Source organism: Metasolibacillus fluoroglycofenilyticus (assembly GCF_003049645.1).
GTDB classification, from domain to species: Bacteria; Bacillota; Bacilli; order Bacillales_A; family Planococcaceae; genus Metasolibacillus; species Metasolibacillus fluoroglycofenilyticus.
Genome location: NZ_PYWK01000008.1, coordinates 1 through 18,032, shown reverse-complemented (window position 1 = coordinate 18,032; position 18,032 = coordinate 1). Strand labels below are relative to the sequence as shown.

Genomic DNA, 18,032 nt, shown 5'->3' with positions numbered 1-18,032 from the left:
GAACTGAGCATGAACTAGTAAAGTGAAAATAAAAAAGACTATAGGTTCGCCTACAGTCTTTAAGGTGTGTGGATTATTACAATTTATTACCTAATAGAATGTTTTTTAAAAAAATATTAGGATGCAATTTATATTTGCTTACATTAATCAAAATATTTTAATGTATATATTGCCCGAATTCTAAAGTAATTGTTTGAAGTAAAGAGTCATCATTATATATTTTAACTAATTCAATTGCTTTGGATAAATAAGGTGTTTCGTGAGAAGGTTTTAGTTTTTGTAAGCATATTTCTTTTCTCGATAGACAAACTGCTAGTGATTGATAGGGCATTATTTTTAGATTTTCATTTAATAATTTATTGAGAATCTGCAATGCTTCTTTATATTGTTTATTTTTGATTAGTAATAGAGATAGATTAATACACAAAGTAAGTTTTAAGTTTTTTACTTCTTCAAATTTCTTATATTTTTTCAAACGTTGCAACATATTGTTAGATATTTCGATAGCTATGTCTGTAGGAAAGAAATATAAAATAGAATTTAGTAATCTAAAGTCTGTTATATACCAATTATGTAAAGCCGACATACGTGTCCAAATAGGAGTTACTAATTTCCTTGCATTTTCCATGCCAAGATTCTCTCTTAGATGCAATAATGCTAAACAAACTAAACGCAAATCCTCTAATAACAAATCTTCGTTTTGTTGTAAATAGCCTTCTATCGCCATTAACATTCTCTTTAATTCCTCTTTTGAATTATAGGGCATTGAGAAGAAGTCTTGTACTAATTGTGTTTTTTTAGCATTTTGGAAGCCTTCATGAATAAAAGAGAATTCATTATAAGTCATATTTAGTTTTTCTAGTAGTTGATGAAAAGCTACAAAATTAATATCACATTGATTATGTTCAAACTTTGAAAAGGAGCTTTGAGACAAAATATTTTTTGCTAAGTATTGTTGACTATATCCTTTGTTTTTTCGGATTACTTTTAATGTTGAACCATAATTCATCTATAATTCCTCCTCAAATATTCATATTTGAATATTTTGTCTGAATATTAAATATACCATATAAAATAAAGAAAAAAGAGGGGTGAAAGATATGGAATTTATTATGGCACTTATGGATATCTGGCTTATTGGTGGGGGAGGGTGATTAATTTTTTTGTTTAATAAAAGTAATATTCTATTTTTCTAACACAATGACTATTTTCATTGGATGGGAGCAAAATAGTCATTGTTATTTTTAAAATTAAAATACGTAATTTTTATAATACATAAAATACTAAAGAGGTGGTTTTACAAAATGAGAGTACAAGCTTATTTTCACTTGTTAAATAAGTATGAGAGCTTTCCAGTTGAGGAAGTGACAAAGGTTTTAAATCTACTTCCGACGTTTGTTAATGAACGACAAGAAATGCCTCTGTACACCTCGATATTCTGTAATTTCACCAATTGGCAATATGGAAAAGAATATAATGAATTTCATAATATAAATGATTTATTGATTTCGTTAGTTGAAGTACTTGAACCAAAAATGAATTTAATTAAACAGTTAATAAACAAGTATAAATTGACTGCGGAAATAGCAATCGTAATGGGTATAGATGAAGGACGTATGCTTAGTCTGATGATAGATTCAAGGGTTTGCAATTTTGCCGCTGAGATTAATGCAGGCATTAACATTTATTCTTATGAATTTGAAAGTTTAATAGATAGTAGTTTGTATTTGTTAAATTGAATTATTATGGGGAATTAAGCAATATACTATTCATAAAACCCAAGTAATGATGAGACTTTTCGTCATTATTTGGGTTTTCTTAATTAATTGTAGCCTCCCTTTACGGGCAATCACACATAAGGTAGAATTTTTAGTGAGTAATACAGAAAAGGGGTGTTTGTATTGGCTAGTAATAAAATATGGTCATCGTTTAGCGAGGCTGTGGGAGATATTAGGGATGGCAGCACGTTAATAGTTGGTGGCTTTGGTCTTTGTGGTATTCCTGAAAAATCAATTGAAGCGCTGAAGGATAAAGGGACAAAGGATTTAACAGTTGTTAGCAATAACTGTGGTGTAGATGATTGGGGGCTAGGGTTACTCCTTGCCAATAAGCAAATTAAAAAAATGGTCGCTTCTTATGTGGGAGAAAATAAAATTTTTGAGCAGCAATTTTTAAGTGGTGAGCTAGAGGTTGAACTGACACCACAGGGAACACTAGCAGAACGCATTCGTGCAGGTGGTGCAGGTATTCCAGGTTTTTATACGGCAACAGGGGTAGGAACACCAATTGCAGAAGGGAAAGAAATCAAAGTCTTCAACGGCAAAGAATATTTGCTCGAGGAAGGTATTGTCGGCGATTTTGCGCTAGTGAAGGCTTGGAAGGCTGATACAATGGGGAATTTAGTGTTCCGTAAAACATCACGCAATTTTAATCCACTTGCGGCAACAGCGGGAAAGATTACGATTGCAGAAGTGGAAGAAATCGTTGAGGTTGGTGAGCTTGATCCAGATGAAATCCATACACCGGGTATTTATGTACAGCGTGTTTTGCTAGGAGAAAACTATGAGAAACGCATCGAACGACGTGTTGTGAAGGGGGATCTTTGATATGCGTGATAGTAGACAATTGATTGTAGCGCGTGCTGTACAAGAAGTGAAGGATGGCATGTATGTCAATTTAGGTATCGGCATTCCAACACTTGTCGCGGATGCTTTACCAGCAGATGTCAATGTATTATTACAATCAGAAAATGGTTTGCTAGGCATCGGACCTTATCCAACAGATGCGGAAGTTGATGCAGATTTAATTAATGCAGGAAAGGAAACGGTTACTGCTGCGCGCGGTGCTGCCTTCTTTGATAGTGCTGCGTCATTTGCGATGATTCGTGGGGGACATATTGATTTAGCCATTTTAGGTGGGATGGAAGTTTCACAGGAAGGCGATTTAGCGAATTGGATGATTCCTGGCAAAATGGTAAAGGGCATGGGTGGCGCAATGGATTTAGTTGTTGGCGCGAAGCGTGTCGTTGTTATTATGGAGCATGTCAATAAACATGGTGAGTCGAAAATTAAAAAAGAATGCACATTACCTTTAACAGGAAAGGCAGTTGTACATCGTCTAATTACGGATTTAGCGGTGTTTGATTTTACAGAAGAGGGTATGGTTTTAATTGAAGTGCAAGAAGGTAGTTCTGTACAAGAAGTTCAGGAAAAGACAGAGGCTGATTTCATAGTGGCTGAACATTTACAATAAGAAGAAAGGGCGTGTCTGAAAAGGTGAGATTTTTTCAAACACGCTCTTTTAAATTGCTTTAATATTGATTAGTTTAATTTTATTTTGATTCAGTTGCAGCATTGTGGTTAATTAATGGTTTTTCCTGTATTGCTGAACACAAGAAGAGATTCTTTCAGTCCATTTTAGTGCCCCGTATAATTAAATAGCAGTAGCTTATTTTCTGATTTTGTTAATTCAATTACCGTTAATGCGGTGTTATGCATGCGAGGGAGATTGTGCTTAGGTAAAAGGAGCTGTAAAAATTGCTGGAGCAAATCGCCGTGACTGACGACGAGTATGCATTCTGTTGGAAACTGTTGCTGTATATATTGTAAAAACGCTTCGCAGCGGGCGATAACTTCTTGTTCAGGTTCTATTCCTAACTCTACATTTTGCCAATGGATGCCCCATTTTGCAATCCGCTCCTGTTCTGTTGTTCCTTCTATCATGCCTGTGCCAATTTCACATAAACGCGCATCTATCCATAAAGGGATGTTGCCATGCTGCTTCGCGATGATTTCAGCAGTTTGTTGTGCACGAGCTAGAGGGCTTGTAAAAATGGCGTCCCATTGCTCATTAGCAATTCTTTTAGCTAACATTTGTGCCGCAATGATACCCTCTTGATGTAAAGGGATGTCTAGCCGTCCTTGCTCCCGCCCCTCTTTATTCCATGCGGTAATACCATGTCGGATAAAGCCAATTGTCGTCATTGTAATTCCTGCTGCTGAGCTCGCTTTTGTGCCTTTTTACGAGCTCGCAATGCGCGAAAGAAGTCTGTTAAAATTTGTCCGCATTCCTCAGCTAAAACCCCTTCAACTACATCGCATTCATGGTTAAAACGCTTGTCGTTGAGCAAGCGATATAATGAATCGACACAGCCTGCCTTTAAGTCGCGTGCACCATAAACAACACGTGGTACTCTCGATTGTAAAATAGCGCCAGCACACATTGGGCAAGGCTCCAACGTAACATATAAAGTAGTCTGTTCTAAGCGCCAGCTTCCGATTTTTTCGCATCCTTGTTGAATAGCTAGAAGCTCAGCATGTGTAACAGCATTTTGCGTCGTTTCACGCAAGTTATGGGCACGCGCAATAATTTCTTCGTTATGTACAAGGACAGCTCCAATTGGCACTTCCCCCTTTTCACCTGCGTGTTGTGCCTCGATGAGTGCTTGCTGCATAAAATAACGGTCTTTTTCAAATACGTCCATCTTCATCGCTCCTTGCCCTCATTGTAACAGAGTGCCAGGCACACACACAATTCTCACACAATTCACTGTGTCTATGATACAATGAAAAGCATTGACGAATTTGAAATTTAGGGGAGGAACTTTTCGTGTCAGTTCCATTTATAACAATCGAAGGCCCGATTGGTGTTGGGAAAACATCTTTATCTAATGCTGTTTCAAAGCATTTTACATATCATTTATTAAAAGAAATTGTTGATGAAAATCCATTTTTGGGGAAGTTTTATGAAAATATTGAGGAATGGAGCTTTCAGACAGAAATGTTTTTTTTGTGCAATCGCTATAAACAGCTGTCTGATATTAAGCAATACTTAGCATGCGAGCAGAAGCCCGTTGTAGCGGACTATCATATTTTCAAAAATTTAATCTTTGCCAAGCGGACTTTACAGCCTTCAGAGTATAATAAATATGAAGCAATTTATAGTATTTTAACGGCAGACATGCCTGTTCCAAATATGGTCGTTTATTTATATGCAAGTGTTGATACATTGATGAAACGCATTGCGAAGCGTGGTCGTGAGTTTGAAAAAAATATTACACGTGAATACATGGAGCAGCTAGCGGCAGATTATCATGAATTTATTCAGCATTTTGTGAGGATGCATCCGGAGATTCCTGTTATACAGCTTAATGGTGATGAAATAGACTTTGTAGAAAATAAAGCTGATTTAAAAAATGTACTGCAAATTATTGAGCAAAAGTTACAACAAAGGAGTATAAAGTAGTTATGAATTTACGAGAAAAATATGGAATCCCGGCAAATGCAGTTATTACAATTGCAGGAACAGTTGGTGTTGGTAAATCAACAATGACAAAAGCATTAGCAGAGGCCTTAAAATTCCGTACATCATTTGAAAAGGTTGATACGAATCCATACTTAGATAAATTTTATGAGGATTTTGAGAAATGGAGCTTCCATTTACAAATTTATTTTTTAGCAGAGCGCTTTAAGGAGCAAAAACGTATTTTTGAATATGGCGGGGGCTTTATTCAAGACCGCTCGATTTACGAGGATACTGGCATTTTTGCGAAAATGCATTATGATAAAGGCACAATGAGTCCAATAGACTATGAAACATACACAAATTTATTTGATGCTATGGTTATGACACCGTACTTCCCACACCCAGATTTACTCGTTTATTTAGAAGGGCCTGTGGAGGATATTATCGGTCGCATTCAAGAGCGTGGACGAGCGATGGAGCAGCAAACACCACATGATTATTGGTATGAAATGCATGGTCGCTATGAAAATTGGATTAATAATTTCAATGCATGCCCTGTACTGCGATTAAATATTAATGACTACGACTTAATGGAAAATCCAGAACAAGTTGAAAGTATTATAGACCGCATCGCATATATGATGGAGCAAACAAGCCATTTAAGAAAGTAGAGGCTAGTATATTTGTTATAAGCTTACTACTAGAAAAGAAGCTAATACTTTGTCTTACTGAGTCAGTCGTAAACTTTACATTTAAGAATATAAAGAGGTATAAAGTCCAGTATATTTGAAAGATTGCTGTGTGCTTTATACCGCTTTTTTATTTTAGCCTGTTGAAATATTATTATTAATATAATAAAATTTATTTCGAATAGAGAAATACTGCAATAAAAATATTCGGAAAATTTAGATAAATTTACATTGCGTTTGTTTTAGATAGACGAGGAGGAAAATTTATGATTCGCATACAAGAAAGTTATTTAAACACATTATCAGAGTGGCGCAGAGATTTTCATCGCTATCCAGAACCGGGCTGGCTGGAGTTTCGGACAACAGCAAAAATTGCTGACCAGCTTGAGGAATGGGGTTACTCAGTATATGTAGGGAAGGATATAGTTGTTGGCGAGCGCATGGGGCTTCCAGGCAAGGAAGAGATGGATATATTTTTTGAACGTGCAAAAAAGATGGGTGCCAATGATAAATGGCTCGCAAAAATGGAAGGTGGCTACACAGGTGCATTAGCTGTTCTTGAAACAGGAAAGCCCGGTCCGAATGTGCTGTTTCGTGTAGATATTGATGCACTACCGATTTTAGAAACGACAAATGAAAGCCATGTACCACAGCAGCTAGGCTTTCGTTCGGTAAATGAAGGTTATATGCATGCCTGTGGTCATGATAGTCATGCAACAATTGGTCTTGGACTTGCCGAGCAAATATTGCAGCAACGCGATAAGCTAAAAGGGACAATCAAAATTTTGTTCCAGCCAGCAGAAGAAGGGGTACGTGGTGCGGCATCGCTTGTTGCCTCTGATTTATTTGATAATATCGATTATTTTTTTGCTCTCCATATTGGAACAGGTGTTGAAAAAGGGGTATTTGTTGCTGGGACTGACGGGTTTTTGGCGACGTCGAAGTATGATGTGTTATTCGAAGGAGTTGCCTCACATGCAGGGGCCTTCCCAGAGCAAGGGAAAAATGCCCTTCTAGCAAGTGCTCAGGCTACTCTTGCTTTACATGCATTACCACCGCATAGTGATGGCTCAAGTCGTATAAATGTTGGGACACTCCATGCGGGCGCAGGGCGAAATATTATTGCACCAAATGCCAAAATGCAGCTTGAATTACGCGGGGAAACAACAGAAATTAATGCATTTTATGAAAATCAAATGCGCAATATTTTAGAAGGGATTGCGATAATGTATGATATTCAAGTTCACTATGAAAAGGTTGGAGGTGCGATAAGTGTACCATCAGACAAAAAGCTGGCTGAAAAATTAGCAAACATAACAAAAGCATTAAATATTCCAACTGTTGAATACCAATATTTCAACGCGGGCTCAGAGGATGCTACATATTTGATGGAAAAAGTACAAAGTAGTGGTGGGGTAGCTACATATTCTATTATAGGAACAGATTTAGCAGCGGGGCATCACAATGAATGCTTCGATATCCGTGAGGAAGATATGTTACCAGCTATTGAAATATGGCTAAATATGCTATTACATCTTAGCGAGGAGGAAAAGTAAATGGCAGTGACAGCGCTTGCGGCAATGCAAGAGCTTGAATCTTATCTAATTAAATATGAGCAAGACATATTTACTTTATCTGATCGGATTTGGGAAATTGCAGAAATACGTTTTGAGGAACAACAATCCGTACAATTATTAACTAGTTATCTTAAGGCAAATGGCTTTGAGATAGAAACAGGTCTAGGTGGAATCGAAACGGCCTTCGTAGCAAAGTATGGGACAACGGGTCCGATTATTGGCATTTTAGGTGAATATGATGCATTGCCCGGTTTAAATCAAAAGGGTGGTGCGACAGCACGTGAAGCATTTGTAGAAGGGGCAAATGGACATGGTTGTGGTCATAATTTATTAGGTACAGCAGGGGTTGCAGCAGTAATGGCTTTAAAGGAATGGATTGCTGAAGGGAAAATACCTGGGCAAATTCATTATTATGGCTGCCCAGCAGAGGAGGGCGGCTCAGGTAAAACATTTATGGTGCGTGAGGGTGTGTTTGCTGACGTTGATATCGCCTTAACTTGGCATCCAGAATCATATGCCGGTGTTTGGAATCGTTCTTCTCTGGCAAACTACCAAGTGTACTTTGAGTTTGAGGGCATCGCTGCACACGCTGCAAATTCACCTGAGCTTGGTCGCAGCGCATTAGATGCAGTGGAGCTGATGAATGTAGGCGTAAACTATTTGCGTGAGCATGTGCCATCAAATGTACGCTTTCACTATGCAGTAACAAATACAGGTGGCATTTCACCAAACGTAGTACAAGCAAATGCAGAAGTATTATATTTAATTCGCGGCAAGGATATTAAGGAAGTGGAGCAAATTTATCAGCGTGTGGTCAAAATTGCAGAAGGTGCGGCATTGATGACGGAAACAACGGTTAAGGTGAAGTTCGATAAAGCTTGCTCTAATTATTTGCCGAACGACACAATTAATCAGCTTCTCTATAAAAATTTAGAGGCAGTAGGGTTGCCGAAATATACGAAGCAGGAGCTTGCATACGCAAAGCAAATGGCTCAAACATTAACAGCTAATGAAATACAGGCAGGAAAAAATGACGTCAAGGACATAGCGGGTGGGCATAATATCGATGAAGCCTTTTTGCAAATGAATGGCCCATTTTTAAATATTGTATTACCCTATGAACAATCAGATAAAGCGATGGCGGGCTCAACAGACGTCGCAGATGTTAGTTGGGTTGTGCCGACAGCGCAATGCTTCACACCTTGCTTTGTTTTTGGCACGCCGCTTCATACTTGGCAAGTCGTATCTCAAGGGAAGACATCTATCGCACATAAAGGCTTATTATATGCAGCGAAGGTGATGGCATTAACGGCAATTGACTTATTGCGGGAGCCTCAGCTTATCACGAAAGCAAAACTAGAGCATGCCGCTCAAACAAATGGCTCATACGTCAATCCAATTCCAGCTCATGTGAAACCGAATATGAATAAATAAAAATTGTGTGAGTGCCTGGCACTCACACAATTTTTATTTTCAAAAAGCGCAGAAAAAAAGCGAGCATGAGAAGCACAACAGGTGTTAATGCGATGAGTTGGTAAGTGTTATTTGCGCCTACTAAAAAATAAAGAGCAAGTGGTAATGATGCGACAGCACTTACACAGATGAGTAACCAAGATAATCGAGTGAGTCCAACTAGCAATGCACCGACTGAAGCAGCTAACGACAAGTAGAAAAGTGTTAACATTTCTTGTGAGCCTCCTAGAAGTTAATAGTATCAGGCGTGTTGATTATGAAAATATTGGATATTGATGCGTGTGTTTTAAGGTAGAGAATGCACTGCTAATAAAAGATTTATTTGTTCATTGGAGTGAAGGGGGCGAGTGCTCCTGCGATTACTCGTCGCAAAGCAAAGCCTTCCAGCAGGATAAAGTGTAGGGAGGCTAAAACCGCCGCGTCCCCCGTAACGGAAATCAACAAATTTCCTAGACCCTTTTTGTAAAATAAAGGCTAATCAACACATCTGTAATAGTATATATAATTATAGCTTGTTGGGAGAGCTTTTCGTAAATTGAAGTGCGAACTTTATAAAAAACCTTATTAATTCGCTAGAAAACTGTTAGTAATAAAAAATAAAATAAATTAGAAATAATGCATTTAAAATGATGAAAAACTAAAATATTTTGCGTATTTATAAAAAATAGAGAAATTAATGATGTTTAGTGTGCTTTATTACGATTATTTTTGTAAGATGTTGGGGATAGCTAATACTTTAGTATGATTGAATTATGATATAATTCAGAAAGTACCTTACTATTTGATTTGAGCTACTATGTTAAGCGTACTGAAATGAGGTGAACCTTTTTGCACATAGGTAATCGAATACGAAAAATCAGAATGCTAAAAGGCTTTTCTCGTGAGTATGTTTATACAGGCATTGTATCTAACTCTCATTTTAGCAATATCGAAAAGGGAAGATATCAACCGCCAGCTGAGACATTGCAATTGATGGCCAAAAGAATGGAAGTACCGCCTCATTATTTGAGTGATTTTTATGATGAGGATGCAGAAGTTGCAGCGATTATTGAACGTTTAGCCGACTGTGTGAAAAACCATCAATTACAAGAGGCGCAAGATATTTTAAACACTTATCAAGACAAGCTAACGTATATTTCCTCTGTTTGGCAAGAGTTAGACTTCAATCTCACTCGTTTCGATGTATATGCGAAGCTTCATCAAGATGATAAGGCAAAATTACTATTTGAGAAGGAAATACAAGACATTATACAATTACAAGATGTACCGCCTGAATTGCGATATAGATATTTAAAAGTATACGGTACATACTTTTTAATGCAGAAAGACTTTGAGCAAAGCTTGCTACATTATCAACAAGCGTTGAGCAGTACCTATGCTATATCAGACCAAATTCCGATTCGCTATAATTTAGCCATTTGCTATTATCGGTTGGGTGATATAGAGCAGGCATGTAAAAACTTAGACAAAGTGCTCCATTACGCTTTACGTACACAAAATTGGATAAGTGCTATTCATGCCTATAATTTATTTGGCGTCTTGTTTCAAAAGAAAAAAGACTATCAACAAGCGCAAAGCTATTATCAATATGGCATTGCACTTAGTGAGTTAATTCAATTGGATGAAGTATTAATTATAGGGAAGCTCTATCATAATTTAGGGTTCATTTATTTTGAGCAAGCAAATTATGAGGAGGCAGAAAAAACGCTATTGCATTGTGTGGAGCTTAGAAAAGATGCACCTCAAATAGATAAGGTCAAAACCATTTATTTATTAATAGAAACTTATATTAAACAAGGTAGCTTAGAAAAGGCATATCTAGAGTTAGCGAATTATAAAACGCTTATCCCGCATTCGCTCTATATTTTTTGTCAGGCAAAGCTTGCTAAAGGGCTGCACAAAGATACGGAGTTTGAGCAGTATATTTTACAGGCAATGCATCTTTTCGAAAGAGAGAAGGAGCTTGTTTATTTGTCAGAGGCATTTGAGCATTATATTCCTTATTTAGAGGAAAAGCGCAAATACAAGCAAGCATATGAATTATTAAAAAGGTATCACGATATTAAAAAATAAAGGAGTTATGCAAAATGAAAAAATGGATTTTAGTATTAGCTTTATTATTAGTAAGTGTTCCACTTTATGGTGAGGTTAGCCCGCAAGATAATAGCGACATCGGCGAAGCAATGTAAAATAAGTTTTGTTACATCGGAATGTTATCATTTCGTTAAATATTTCGGCTGCAACTAGTCATGCACCTTCCTTGTCTATTAATATAATAGAAGAAAAGGAAGGTGCATTTTTAATGAATGTTGCAGTATATTGTGGTTCACAAATGGGGAAATCCCCAATTTATAAGGAAGCAGCGGCACAGTTAGGGGAAGTATTAGCTAATGCGGGACATGGCATTGTCTATGGCGGTTCAAATATTGGCTTAATGGGACAGGTTGCAGATGCTGCATTGCACGGAGGCGGAAAAGTAATCGGCATTATGCCTACGCATTTACAGCAACGTGAAATTGCCCATACGAGCTTAACTGAAATTCATTTTGTAGAGTCTATGCATGTGCGTAAAGCAAAGATGGTAGAATTAGCAGATGCCTTCATTGCATTACCAGGGGGCTGTGGCACGTTAGATGAATACTTTGAAGTATTTACTTGGGCGCAAATCGGTTTACATGACAAGCCTGTTATTTTGTATAATGTCAATGGATTTTATGATGCAATCGCACAGCATTTCGAAAAGATGCTAGACGAAGGCTTTATACGAGCAGAGCAACGTAGTTTACTACATATAGCGACATCACCCCAGCAAATAGTGGACATTTTGGCGAGGTAACCCTCGCTTTTTTTATTGCAAACAATTTTAAATTGTGTGTAAATTGTATGTGTGCCTGGCACTAAAATAATTTAAACTTTTTCATAAACTCATCCGTCTAGTAGTTGTATACATTAATCAAAGGAGTCTTTCGGAAATGAGTAATTCGCGCGCGGAACAAAATTTAGTAACATTTATCCGAAACAACAAAGAGCGTTTCTATTATCTTGCCTATAGTTATACGAAAAATGAGCAGGATGCGCTGGATGTTGTACAGGACAGCATTCAAAAAGCGTTACAATCGCTTCATACATTACAAAATGAGGAGCAAATAAAGAGTTGGTTTTATAAAATCGTTGTGCGCACAGCTATCGATTTCCTCCGTAAACATAAGCGTCAACAAATAATGGAAGATGATAAGCTCGCGCTATTAACACCACAGCAGGTTGATTCGTATGAGAATACGGATTTGGAGGTGGCTCTTGATAGTTTACCAACTATTTATCGAGAGGTAGTTATCTTGCGTTATTTTGAGGATTTAAAAATTGAAGATGTTGCGCGTGTATTAGATACAAATATTAGCACAATAAAATCTAGATTGTACAAAGCGTTAAAGTTGTTAAAGATACAATTACAAGAGGAAGAAGGTTTTTAATGATGGATGAGCGTTTGAAAAAGTTAGAGCAACAGTATAAAAATGTACCGATACCGAAAAGTCTTGATTCAATAGTAGAGGCAAGCTTGAAGCAGCGACCAAAAAAGCGTGCGCCTAAATGGGTTTTAGGTGCGGTTGCAGCGACGGCGCTCTTTACTGCTGGTTTAAATATTAATCCTGCAATGGCCAAAAGTTTAGTAAATGTGCCAATTCTCGGTGATGTAGTAAGTGTATTGACATTTGTGAGCTATGAGATTGAACAAGATACGTATTCTGCCAATATAGATGTGCCAAAAATTAACGGGAAATCAGAAGAGATTGTGGCGCTAAATAAAAAATATGCGACAGAAGGCAAAGAGTTGTTTGAGAAATTTAAAGATGATGTAGATTGGATGAATAAAAACGAAGGTGGCTATCTAGGTTTAGATAGTAGCTATGTTATTGCAACAGATACAAGCCAAATTTTATCAATAGGTCGCTATGTTGTTGAAACAGTCGGTTCTTCGTCAACTGTTATGAAATACGATACAATTGATAAGCAAAAGGAAATAGTCATCACTTTACCAAGTTTATTTAAAGACAATGCTTATGTAGAAAAAGTTAGCGCCTATATTGCTGATAAAATGCGCGAAGAGATGATAGCAACAAATCAAGATAAAATGTATTGGGTAAGCGATGCAGGTCTTGAGGATGAAAGCTTAGTCGAGCTCTTTACAACAATTAAGGCAGACCAAAATTTCTATATTTCGGAACAGGGTAAGCTTGTAATCGTTTTTGATAAATATGAGGTTGCACCAGGTTATATGGGAATAGTAGAGTTTGAAATCCCAACAGAGATAGTGCAAGATTCACTTGTAAGCAACGAGTATATTAAATAAATGGGGCGTATAACAAGCGGTGTAGTTGCCTGCTTGTTATACGCTTTTGTTGATGCTTTGTCAAAGCTATAACTCGTAAAAGAGAGAACCCTCCTCTTTGAAACAGGCGAAACATGGGCTTTAGCAGATTTTTTTGCATTTAAAATACTTAACTCTATATTAAAAAAACCGCTACATCAGTAGCGGTTGTCATTTGAAAAATATGGCGGAGGAAGAGGGATTCGAACCCCCGCGCGGTTTAACCCGCCTGTCGGTTTTCAAGACCGATCCCTTCAGCCGGACTTGGGTATTCCTCCGTATAGATGTCTTATCGACAAGAATTAGAATATCATGTATTAAAATGTTGGTCAAGCACTTTTTCTGAAAAATATTGAAATCAGGCCTTGGCTAATTATTTGATTCGATTTAGACATCTGCTGTTACAATCGCCTGCTTGCTTGATAGCAATAGAAGAACATCGCTAAATCAAGATAAACAATAAATTCCTATGTACAATTCATTGCTTTTTTTGTGGCATATGAGTATACTTATAAATGCCGTGCTAGATGGGGAGGTAGCGGTGCCCTGTAACTTGCAATCCGCTCTAGCAAGATTGAATTCCTTTTCTGAGGCTGTCCGTATTGTTTGGTCTGCCTTTTGCACGTAGTGTTGACGGTTGGGTCCTGCGCAATGGGTACCCATGAACTATGTCAGGTCCGGAAGGAAGCAGCATTAAGTGGTTTCACTCATGTGCCGCGGGGTAGCCTAACCTGAGCTGTCGACAAGAGTAACGCTTATGTGCGGCTGTCGAAGGAAGGTGCACGGCTTTAAATTGCAGGTAATAGCGCATTCATCTACTATGATGGATGCGCTTTTTTTAAAGAAAAAATCGCACAATTAATGCTATACTATAGCTAGTGAATTCAAGCAAAGGAGAGGAAACCGTTGACGTATCAAGCATTTTATCGTGTCTATCGCCCTCAATCTTTTCGGGATATGTCAGGGCAAGTACATGTAAAAAGAACGCTGCAAAATGCCCTCCTGGCAAATAAAACAACGCATGCCTATCTCTTCTCTGGTCCGCGTGGTACTGGAAAAACAAGTACGGCGAAAATTTTTGCGAAAACATTAAACTGTGAGCATGCCCCGACAAGTGAGCCTTGTAATGAATGTGCTACATGTAAAAGTATTACGGAGGGTTCACATCCAGATATCATTGAATTTGACGCAGCCTCTAACTCTCGTGTAGAAGAAATGCGTGATATTATTGAAAAAGTCCACTTCACACCAGCAAATGCGCGCTTCAAAGTTTATATTATTGACGAGGTACATATGCTATCAACAAGTGCTTTTAATGCACTATTGAAAACATTAGAGGAGCCTCCAGCGCATGTTGTATTCGTTTTGGCAACGACAGAGCCACATAAGCTGCCAGCGACGATAATTTCTCGCTGTCAACGCTTCGATTTTAAGCGCCTTTCTTCCACTGATATTTTAGAGCGTATGAAAGTTGTTTTAGAAGATATTGATCTACCGTTTGAAGAACAGGCATTAAAGGTAATTACACAAGCGGCAGCAGGGGGAATGCGTGATGCACTTAGCTTGCTAGACCAAGTGGTATCCTTTAGTAAAGACATATTAACAATGGAGGATGCGCTTTTTGTAACGGGCTCAGTTAGTCAAGATGTATTTTATGACCTAACAATTGCCATTGGGCAAAAAGATGTCGCGCAAGTACTCTCATTATTAGAGCAGTTAGTTGCTGATGGCAAAGAGCCATTACGTTTAACAGAGGACCTAATTACATTTTTCCGAGATTTATTATTGCTACAAACTACTGGCGATTTAAGTGAGCTACTGGAGCTTGTGACAATGGAAGAGAAATTTGTTCAATTAGCGGAGCAATTTTCGGCAGACACGCTGTATAGTTTTATCGACACATTAGCGCAAACACAGCAAGAAATGAGATTTTCTCATCACACGAAAATCTATTTGGAAACAGCTTTGTTAAAAATAACGCAATTTACAGCGAGTCCCACAGCAGCAGTGGGCGTAAACCCAGCGCTAGAAGAAAAAGTTGCAATGCTAGAGCAGCTTGTTCAGCAGCTAACAGAGCAATTAGCGAATGGCACAACTATGCAACAACAGGAAAAGCAAGCGCCGCGACAAAGGGCAAAAACGCCAAATGGGTTTAAGCCGCAGACAGGGCGTATTCAAGAAGTGTTAAAAGATGCTACGAAGGAAGATATTCAAAAAATAAAATCAGCTTGGGCACAAAGCTTAAATCAAATGCAAAAATCACAAGCGGCACTTTTAGCGGAGGCAGAGCCTGTTGCAGCATCTTCTAGTGCTTTTGTGTTAAAATTCAAGTATGATATACATTGTCAAATGGTAGCTGAAAATCGCTCTTTATTAACAATGTTTATACAAACATTGGCGGCTCAAATCGGTACGATGTATGAGATGCTGTGCATTCCAGAAAGCTCTTGGCTTGAATTGCGAGAGAACTTTATTCGCGATAACGGTCTACACGCTAAAAAAAGTGAGCAGGTTCAGGAGACGGCGCAGCCATTTATTGACGACGCACAGCCAATCGCGTCGCAGGACCCACTTGTAGTGGAAGCTGAAGCTTTATTCGGCAAAGATTTTGTTGAAGTTATTGAAGAATAATTTATTCAATTTAGGAGGAATTTAATTATGCGTGGAATGGGTAATATGCAAGGCATGATGAAAAAAATGCAAAAAATGCAAAAAGAAATGATGGAGGCACAAGAGGCTTTAAATGCGCAGCAATTTGAAGGCTCTGCAGGTGGCGGCGTAGTGAAAGTAATCGTTAATGGCCAACGTGAAATTCTTGAAGTGAATTTGGATGAGTCAGTAGTAGACCCAGAAGATATTGAAATGCTACAAGACTTAATCGTTGTTGCAACAAACGATGCATTGAAAAAAGTAGAAGAGACTACAAATTCAACAATGGGCAAATTCACACAAGGCTTAAACCTTCCATTCTAGGAGGTACAACATGCATTATCCTGAACCAATTTCAAAGCTTATTGATAGCTTTATGAAACTGCCAGGCATTGGACCGAAAACTGCGGCCCGTCTGGCATTTTTCGTGCTAACGATGAAAGAAGATACCGTTTTATCATTTGCAAAGGCGCTAGTTGATGCAAAGCGTAATTTAATGTACTGCTCGCAATGTGGTCATATAACCGATATTGACCCGTGTCATATTTGCTCCGATAAGCAGCGAGACGTTTCAATGATTTGTGTAGTACAAGATCCGAAAGATGTAATTGCAATGGAAAAAATGCGTGATTACAACGGGATGTATCATGTATTACACGGAGCAATCTCGCCTATTGAAGGAGTGGGACCAGAGGATATTAATATTGCATCGTTATTGACACGACTTCATGATGAGCGAGTGCAAGAGCTTATTTTAGCAACAAACCCTACAATTGAAGGGGAAGCAACGGCGATGTATATTTCTCGTCTTGTTAAGCCATCAGGTATTCGAACAACAAGAATTGCACACGGCTTGCCGGTAGGTGGCGACTTAGAGTATGCCGATGAAGTTACTCTATCGAAAGCATTAGAAGGTAGACGTGAGTTATAAGGTGTGTGACACATGTTCTTTTCACGAAAAGGAAAATTAAAAAAAGAATTCGACGAAAAATTAGTATATCTAATAAAAGAAACAAAAGAAGACTGGCATAACGCTAAAGTAATTGAAGATTTATCAGATGATTACAATTTAGATGTTGAAGCACAAAGAAAAGCTGCTGAGAGTATTCATTTCTTCTTATTTAAAGAAGCAAGAATTCGCCAAGTAAATATAAAATGAAGTTTGGAGCTGTTGGAGTGGGGATTTTCTTCAGCAGCTCCAATTCAGTTTGGAGCGATAAATATGATAGAAGGAAACCTCAATTAAGGGATTATGCCGATGCGTAATTGATTAATAGGCTAGCTGCTTGAGCGTGAGGATTTACCTTTACCTAGTCATCTCGGAAAATCAAAATTGTAGTAGTAGCTTTTCTGATTGCATATCTAAATATTCAGCTTGCTGAAAGAAGAAATAATTAGTACTGTCCTTGCATATGTTCTGTTGAATACATTTTCGAGGAGCGGGTTATTATTTATAAAGCACTTGGCATTGGTCTAATTTTATTTATTGTTATATTTATAGGAAGTAAGTTAAATTGGAACGTAATATTTGAAAAGCTAGCATTGATTTGGTTTAAGTTAGCGTTTGCAGTTATGATTTTATTTGGAGCGCATTTATTGCTATCAATGCAAGGCATTATACTGCCAATCAATATTTTTTCAATAGCAACAATAACGTTTTTAGGAATACCTGGCGTGTTATGCGTAGCATTCACAACTTTTTTATTAAATTTTTAATAAAGGTATTGCATAAAATGAATGATGATGCTAATATAGATAAAGTCGTTAGGAAAATAAATTAATAATAAAATAAATTATTGACTAACGTATTAAGGATATGATATATTATAAAAGTTGCTGTTTTAATATTGACGCCGACAGATAATAGTGTTAAACTATTAAAAGTCGCTTATTGATAACTGCAAATGACATGAACCTTGAAAACTGAACAAGCAAGACGTGAATGAATAAAGTTTCATTGAATAGATGAAACACAATTTTGGACATCGAATGAAGATGCCAGCAAATGTTTTAATGTATCGAAAGCGAAGCGAC

General features: G+C 37.6%; 19 protein-coding genes, 1 tRNA gene and 1 other RNA gene. 16 read left to right on the top strand and 5 right to left on the bottom strand.

Annotation, left to right across the window (positions count from 1 at the left end; genetic code table 11):
* Positions 1–157: 157 nt before the first annotated feature.
* Positions 158–1,009 (bottom strand): helix-turn-helix domain-containing protein, encoded by an 852-nt coding sequence (locus tag C9J36_RS16285; RefSeq protein ID WP_107943774.1) that lies wholly within the window; start codon positions 1,007–1,009, stop codon positions 158–160.
* A gap of 295 nt (positions 1,010–1,304) precedes the next feature.
* On the opposite strand from C9J36_RS16285, the gene C9J36_RS16280 reads away from it, so the two are divergent.
* The 3 genes from C9J36_RS16280 to C9J36_RS16270 all read left to right on the top strand — a co-directional run bounded on the left by C9J36_RS16280 (position 1,305) and on the right by C9J36_RS16270 (position 3,252).
* A complete protein-coding gene (locus C9J36_RS16280) occupies positions 1,305–1,739 on the top strand; it encodes a DUF4279 domain-containing protein (RefSeq protein WP_066165960.1) in 435 nt (144 codons plus the stop codon).
* Between the two features lie 162 nt (positions 1,740–1,901).
* Complete coding sequence (locus tag C9J36_RS16275; protein WP_107943773.1) at positions 1,902–2,606, top strand: CoA transferase subunit A; 705 nt, start codon at positions 1,902–1,904, stop codon at positions 2,604–2,606.
* 1 nt (position 2,607) lies between these two features.
* Positions 2,608–3,252, top strand: coding sequence for a CoA transferase subunit B (locus C9J36_RS16270; protein ID WP_107943772.1), 645 nt, complete (start codon positions 2,608–2,610; stop codon positions 3,250–3,252).
* A 164-nt stretch (positions 3,253–3,416) separates the two neighbouring features.
* Here C9J36_RS16270 and C9J36_RS16265 read toward each other — a convergent pair whose 3' ends face one another.
* Complete coding sequence (locus tag C9J36_RS16265) at positions 3,417–3,983, bottom strand: histidine phosphatase family protein (RefSeq protein ID WP_107943771.1); 567 nt, start codon at positions 3,981–3,983, stop codon at positions 3,417–3,419.
* On the bottom strand, positions 3,980–4,483 hold the full coding sequence (tadA, locus tag C9J36_RS16260; protein WP_107943770.1) for a tRNA adenosine(34) deaminase TadA: 504 nt from the start codon (positions 4,481–4,483) through the stop codon (positions 3,980–3,982). Before tadA ends, C9J36_RS16265 begins: the two co-directional genes overlap by 4 nt.
* 125 nt (positions 4,484–4,608) lie before the next feature.
* On the opposite strand from tadA, the gene C9J36_RS16255 reads away from it, so the two are divergent.
* The 4 genes from C9J36_RS16255 (at position 4,609) to C9J36_RS16240 (ending at position 8,944) form a co-directional block, all read left to right on the top strand.
* Positions 4,609–5,244, top strand: coding sequence for a deoxynucleoside kinase (locus C9J36_RS16255; protein WP_066165971.1), 636 nt, complete (start codon positions 4,609–4,611; stop codon positions 5,242–5,244).
* A 2-nt stretch (positions 5,245–5,246) separates the two neighbouring features.
* Positions 5,247–5,915, top strand: coding sequence for a deoxynucleoside kinase (locus tag C9J36_RS16250; RefSeq protein ID WP_107943769.1), 669 nt, complete (start codon positions 5,247–5,249; stop codon positions 5,913–5,915).
* 284 nt (positions 5,916–6,199) lie between these two features.
* Entirely contained in the window at positions 6,200–7,489 is a 1,290-nt protein-coding gene (locus C9J36_RS16245; RefSeq protein ID WP_107943768.1) for an amidohydrolase, read from the top strand.
* Positions 7,490–8,944 carry a M20 family metallopeptidase gene (locus C9J36_RS16240; RefSeq protein ID WP_283234865.1) on the top strand — a complete coding sequence of 485 codons (1,455 nt, stop codon included), beginning with the start codon at positions 7,490–7,492 and terminating at the stop codon, positions 8,942–8,944.
* A gap of 22 nt (positions 8,945–8,966) precedes the next feature.
* Here C9J36_RS16240 and C9J36_RS16235 read toward each other — a convergent pair whose 3' ends face one another.
* Positions 8,967–9,194, bottom strand: coding sequence for a hypothetical protein (locus C9J36_RS16235; RefSeq protein ID WP_107943767.1), 228 nt, complete (start codon positions 9,192–9,194; stop codon positions 8,967–8,969).
* 617 nt (positions 9,195–9,811) lie between these two features.
* On the opposite strand from C9J36_RS16235, the gene C9J36_RS16230 reads away from it, so the two are divergent.
* The 4 genes from C9J36_RS16230 (at position 9,812) to rsiV (ending at position 13,331) form a co-directional block, all read left to right on the top strand.
* Positions 9,812–11,056: a helix-turn-helix domain-containing protein gene (locus C9J36_RS16230; protein WP_153061612.1), complete on the top strand. Its 1,245-nt coding sequence runs from the start codon at positions 9,812–9,814 to the stop codon at positions 11,054–11,056.
* A gap of 229 nt (positions 11,057–11,285) precedes the next feature.
* Positions 11,286–11,819, top strand: coding sequence for an LOG family protein (locus C9J36_RS16225; RefSeq protein ID WP_066165987.1), 534 nt, complete (start codon positions 11,286–11,288; stop codon positions 11,817–11,819).
* Positions 11,820–11,955: 136 nt separating this feature from the next.
* Positions 11,956–12,453 carry an RNA polymerase sigma factor SigV gene (gene sigV, locus C9J36_RS16220; RefSeq protein ID WP_066165990.1) on the top strand — a complete coding sequence of 166 codons (498 nt, stop codon included), beginning with the start codon at positions 11,956–11,958 and terminating at the stop codon, positions 12,451–12,453.
* Positions 12,454–12,455: 2 nt separating this feature from the next.
* A complete protein-coding gene (gene rsiV, locus C9J36_RS16215; RefSeq protein ID WP_107943791.1) occupies positions 12,456–13,331 on the top strand; it encodes an anti-sigma-V factor RsiV in 876 nt (291 codons plus the stop codon).
* A 203-nt stretch (positions 13,332–13,534) separates the two neighbouring features.
* Here the strand turns inward: rsiV and C9J36_RS16210 are convergent.
* Positions 13,535–13,627, bottom strand: a tRNA-Ser gene (locus C9J36_RS16210).
* 240 nt (positions 13,628–13,867) lie between these two features.
* Here C9J36_RS16210 and ffs point away from each other — a divergent pair.
* The 5 genes from ffs to C9J36_RS16185 all read left to right on the top strand — a co-directional run bounded on the left by ffs (position 13,868) and on the right by C9J36_RS16185 (position 17,157).
* Positions 13,868–14,135: signal recognition particle sRNA large type (gene ffs / locus C9J36_RS16205), an RNA gene on the top strand.
* Between the two features lie 120 nt (positions 14,136–14,255).
* Positions 14,256–15,980 (top strand): DNA polymerase III subunit gamma/tau, encoded by a 1,725-nt coding sequence (gene dnaX, locus C9J36_RS16200; RefSeq protein WP_107943765.1) that lies wholly within the window; start codon positions 14,256–14,258, stop codon positions 15,978–15,980.
* A gap of 27 nt (positions 15,981–16,007) precedes the next feature.
* On the top strand, positions 16,008–16,322 hold the full coding sequence (locus C9J36_RS16195) for a YbaB/EbfC family nucleoid-associated protein (RefSeq protein ID WP_066165995.1): 315 nt from the start codon (positions 16,008–16,010) through the stop codon (positions 16,320–16,322).
* Positions 16,323–16,332: 10 nt separating this feature from the next.
* The gene (gene recR, locus C9J36_RS16190) at positions 16,333–16,929 is read left to right on the top strand and encodes a recombination mediator RecR (protein ID WP_066165997.1); all 597 of its coding nucleotides are present in this window, start codon (positions 16,333–16,335) and stop codon (positions 16,927–16,929) included.
* Positions 16,930–16,941: 12 nt separating this feature from the next.
* Positions 16,942–17,157, top strand: coding sequence for a YaaL family protein (locus C9J36_RS16185; protein WP_107943764.1), 216 nt, complete (start codon positions 16,942–16,944; stop codon positions 17,155–17,157).
* The last annotated feature ends 875 nt before the right edge of the window (positions 17,158–18,032 follow it).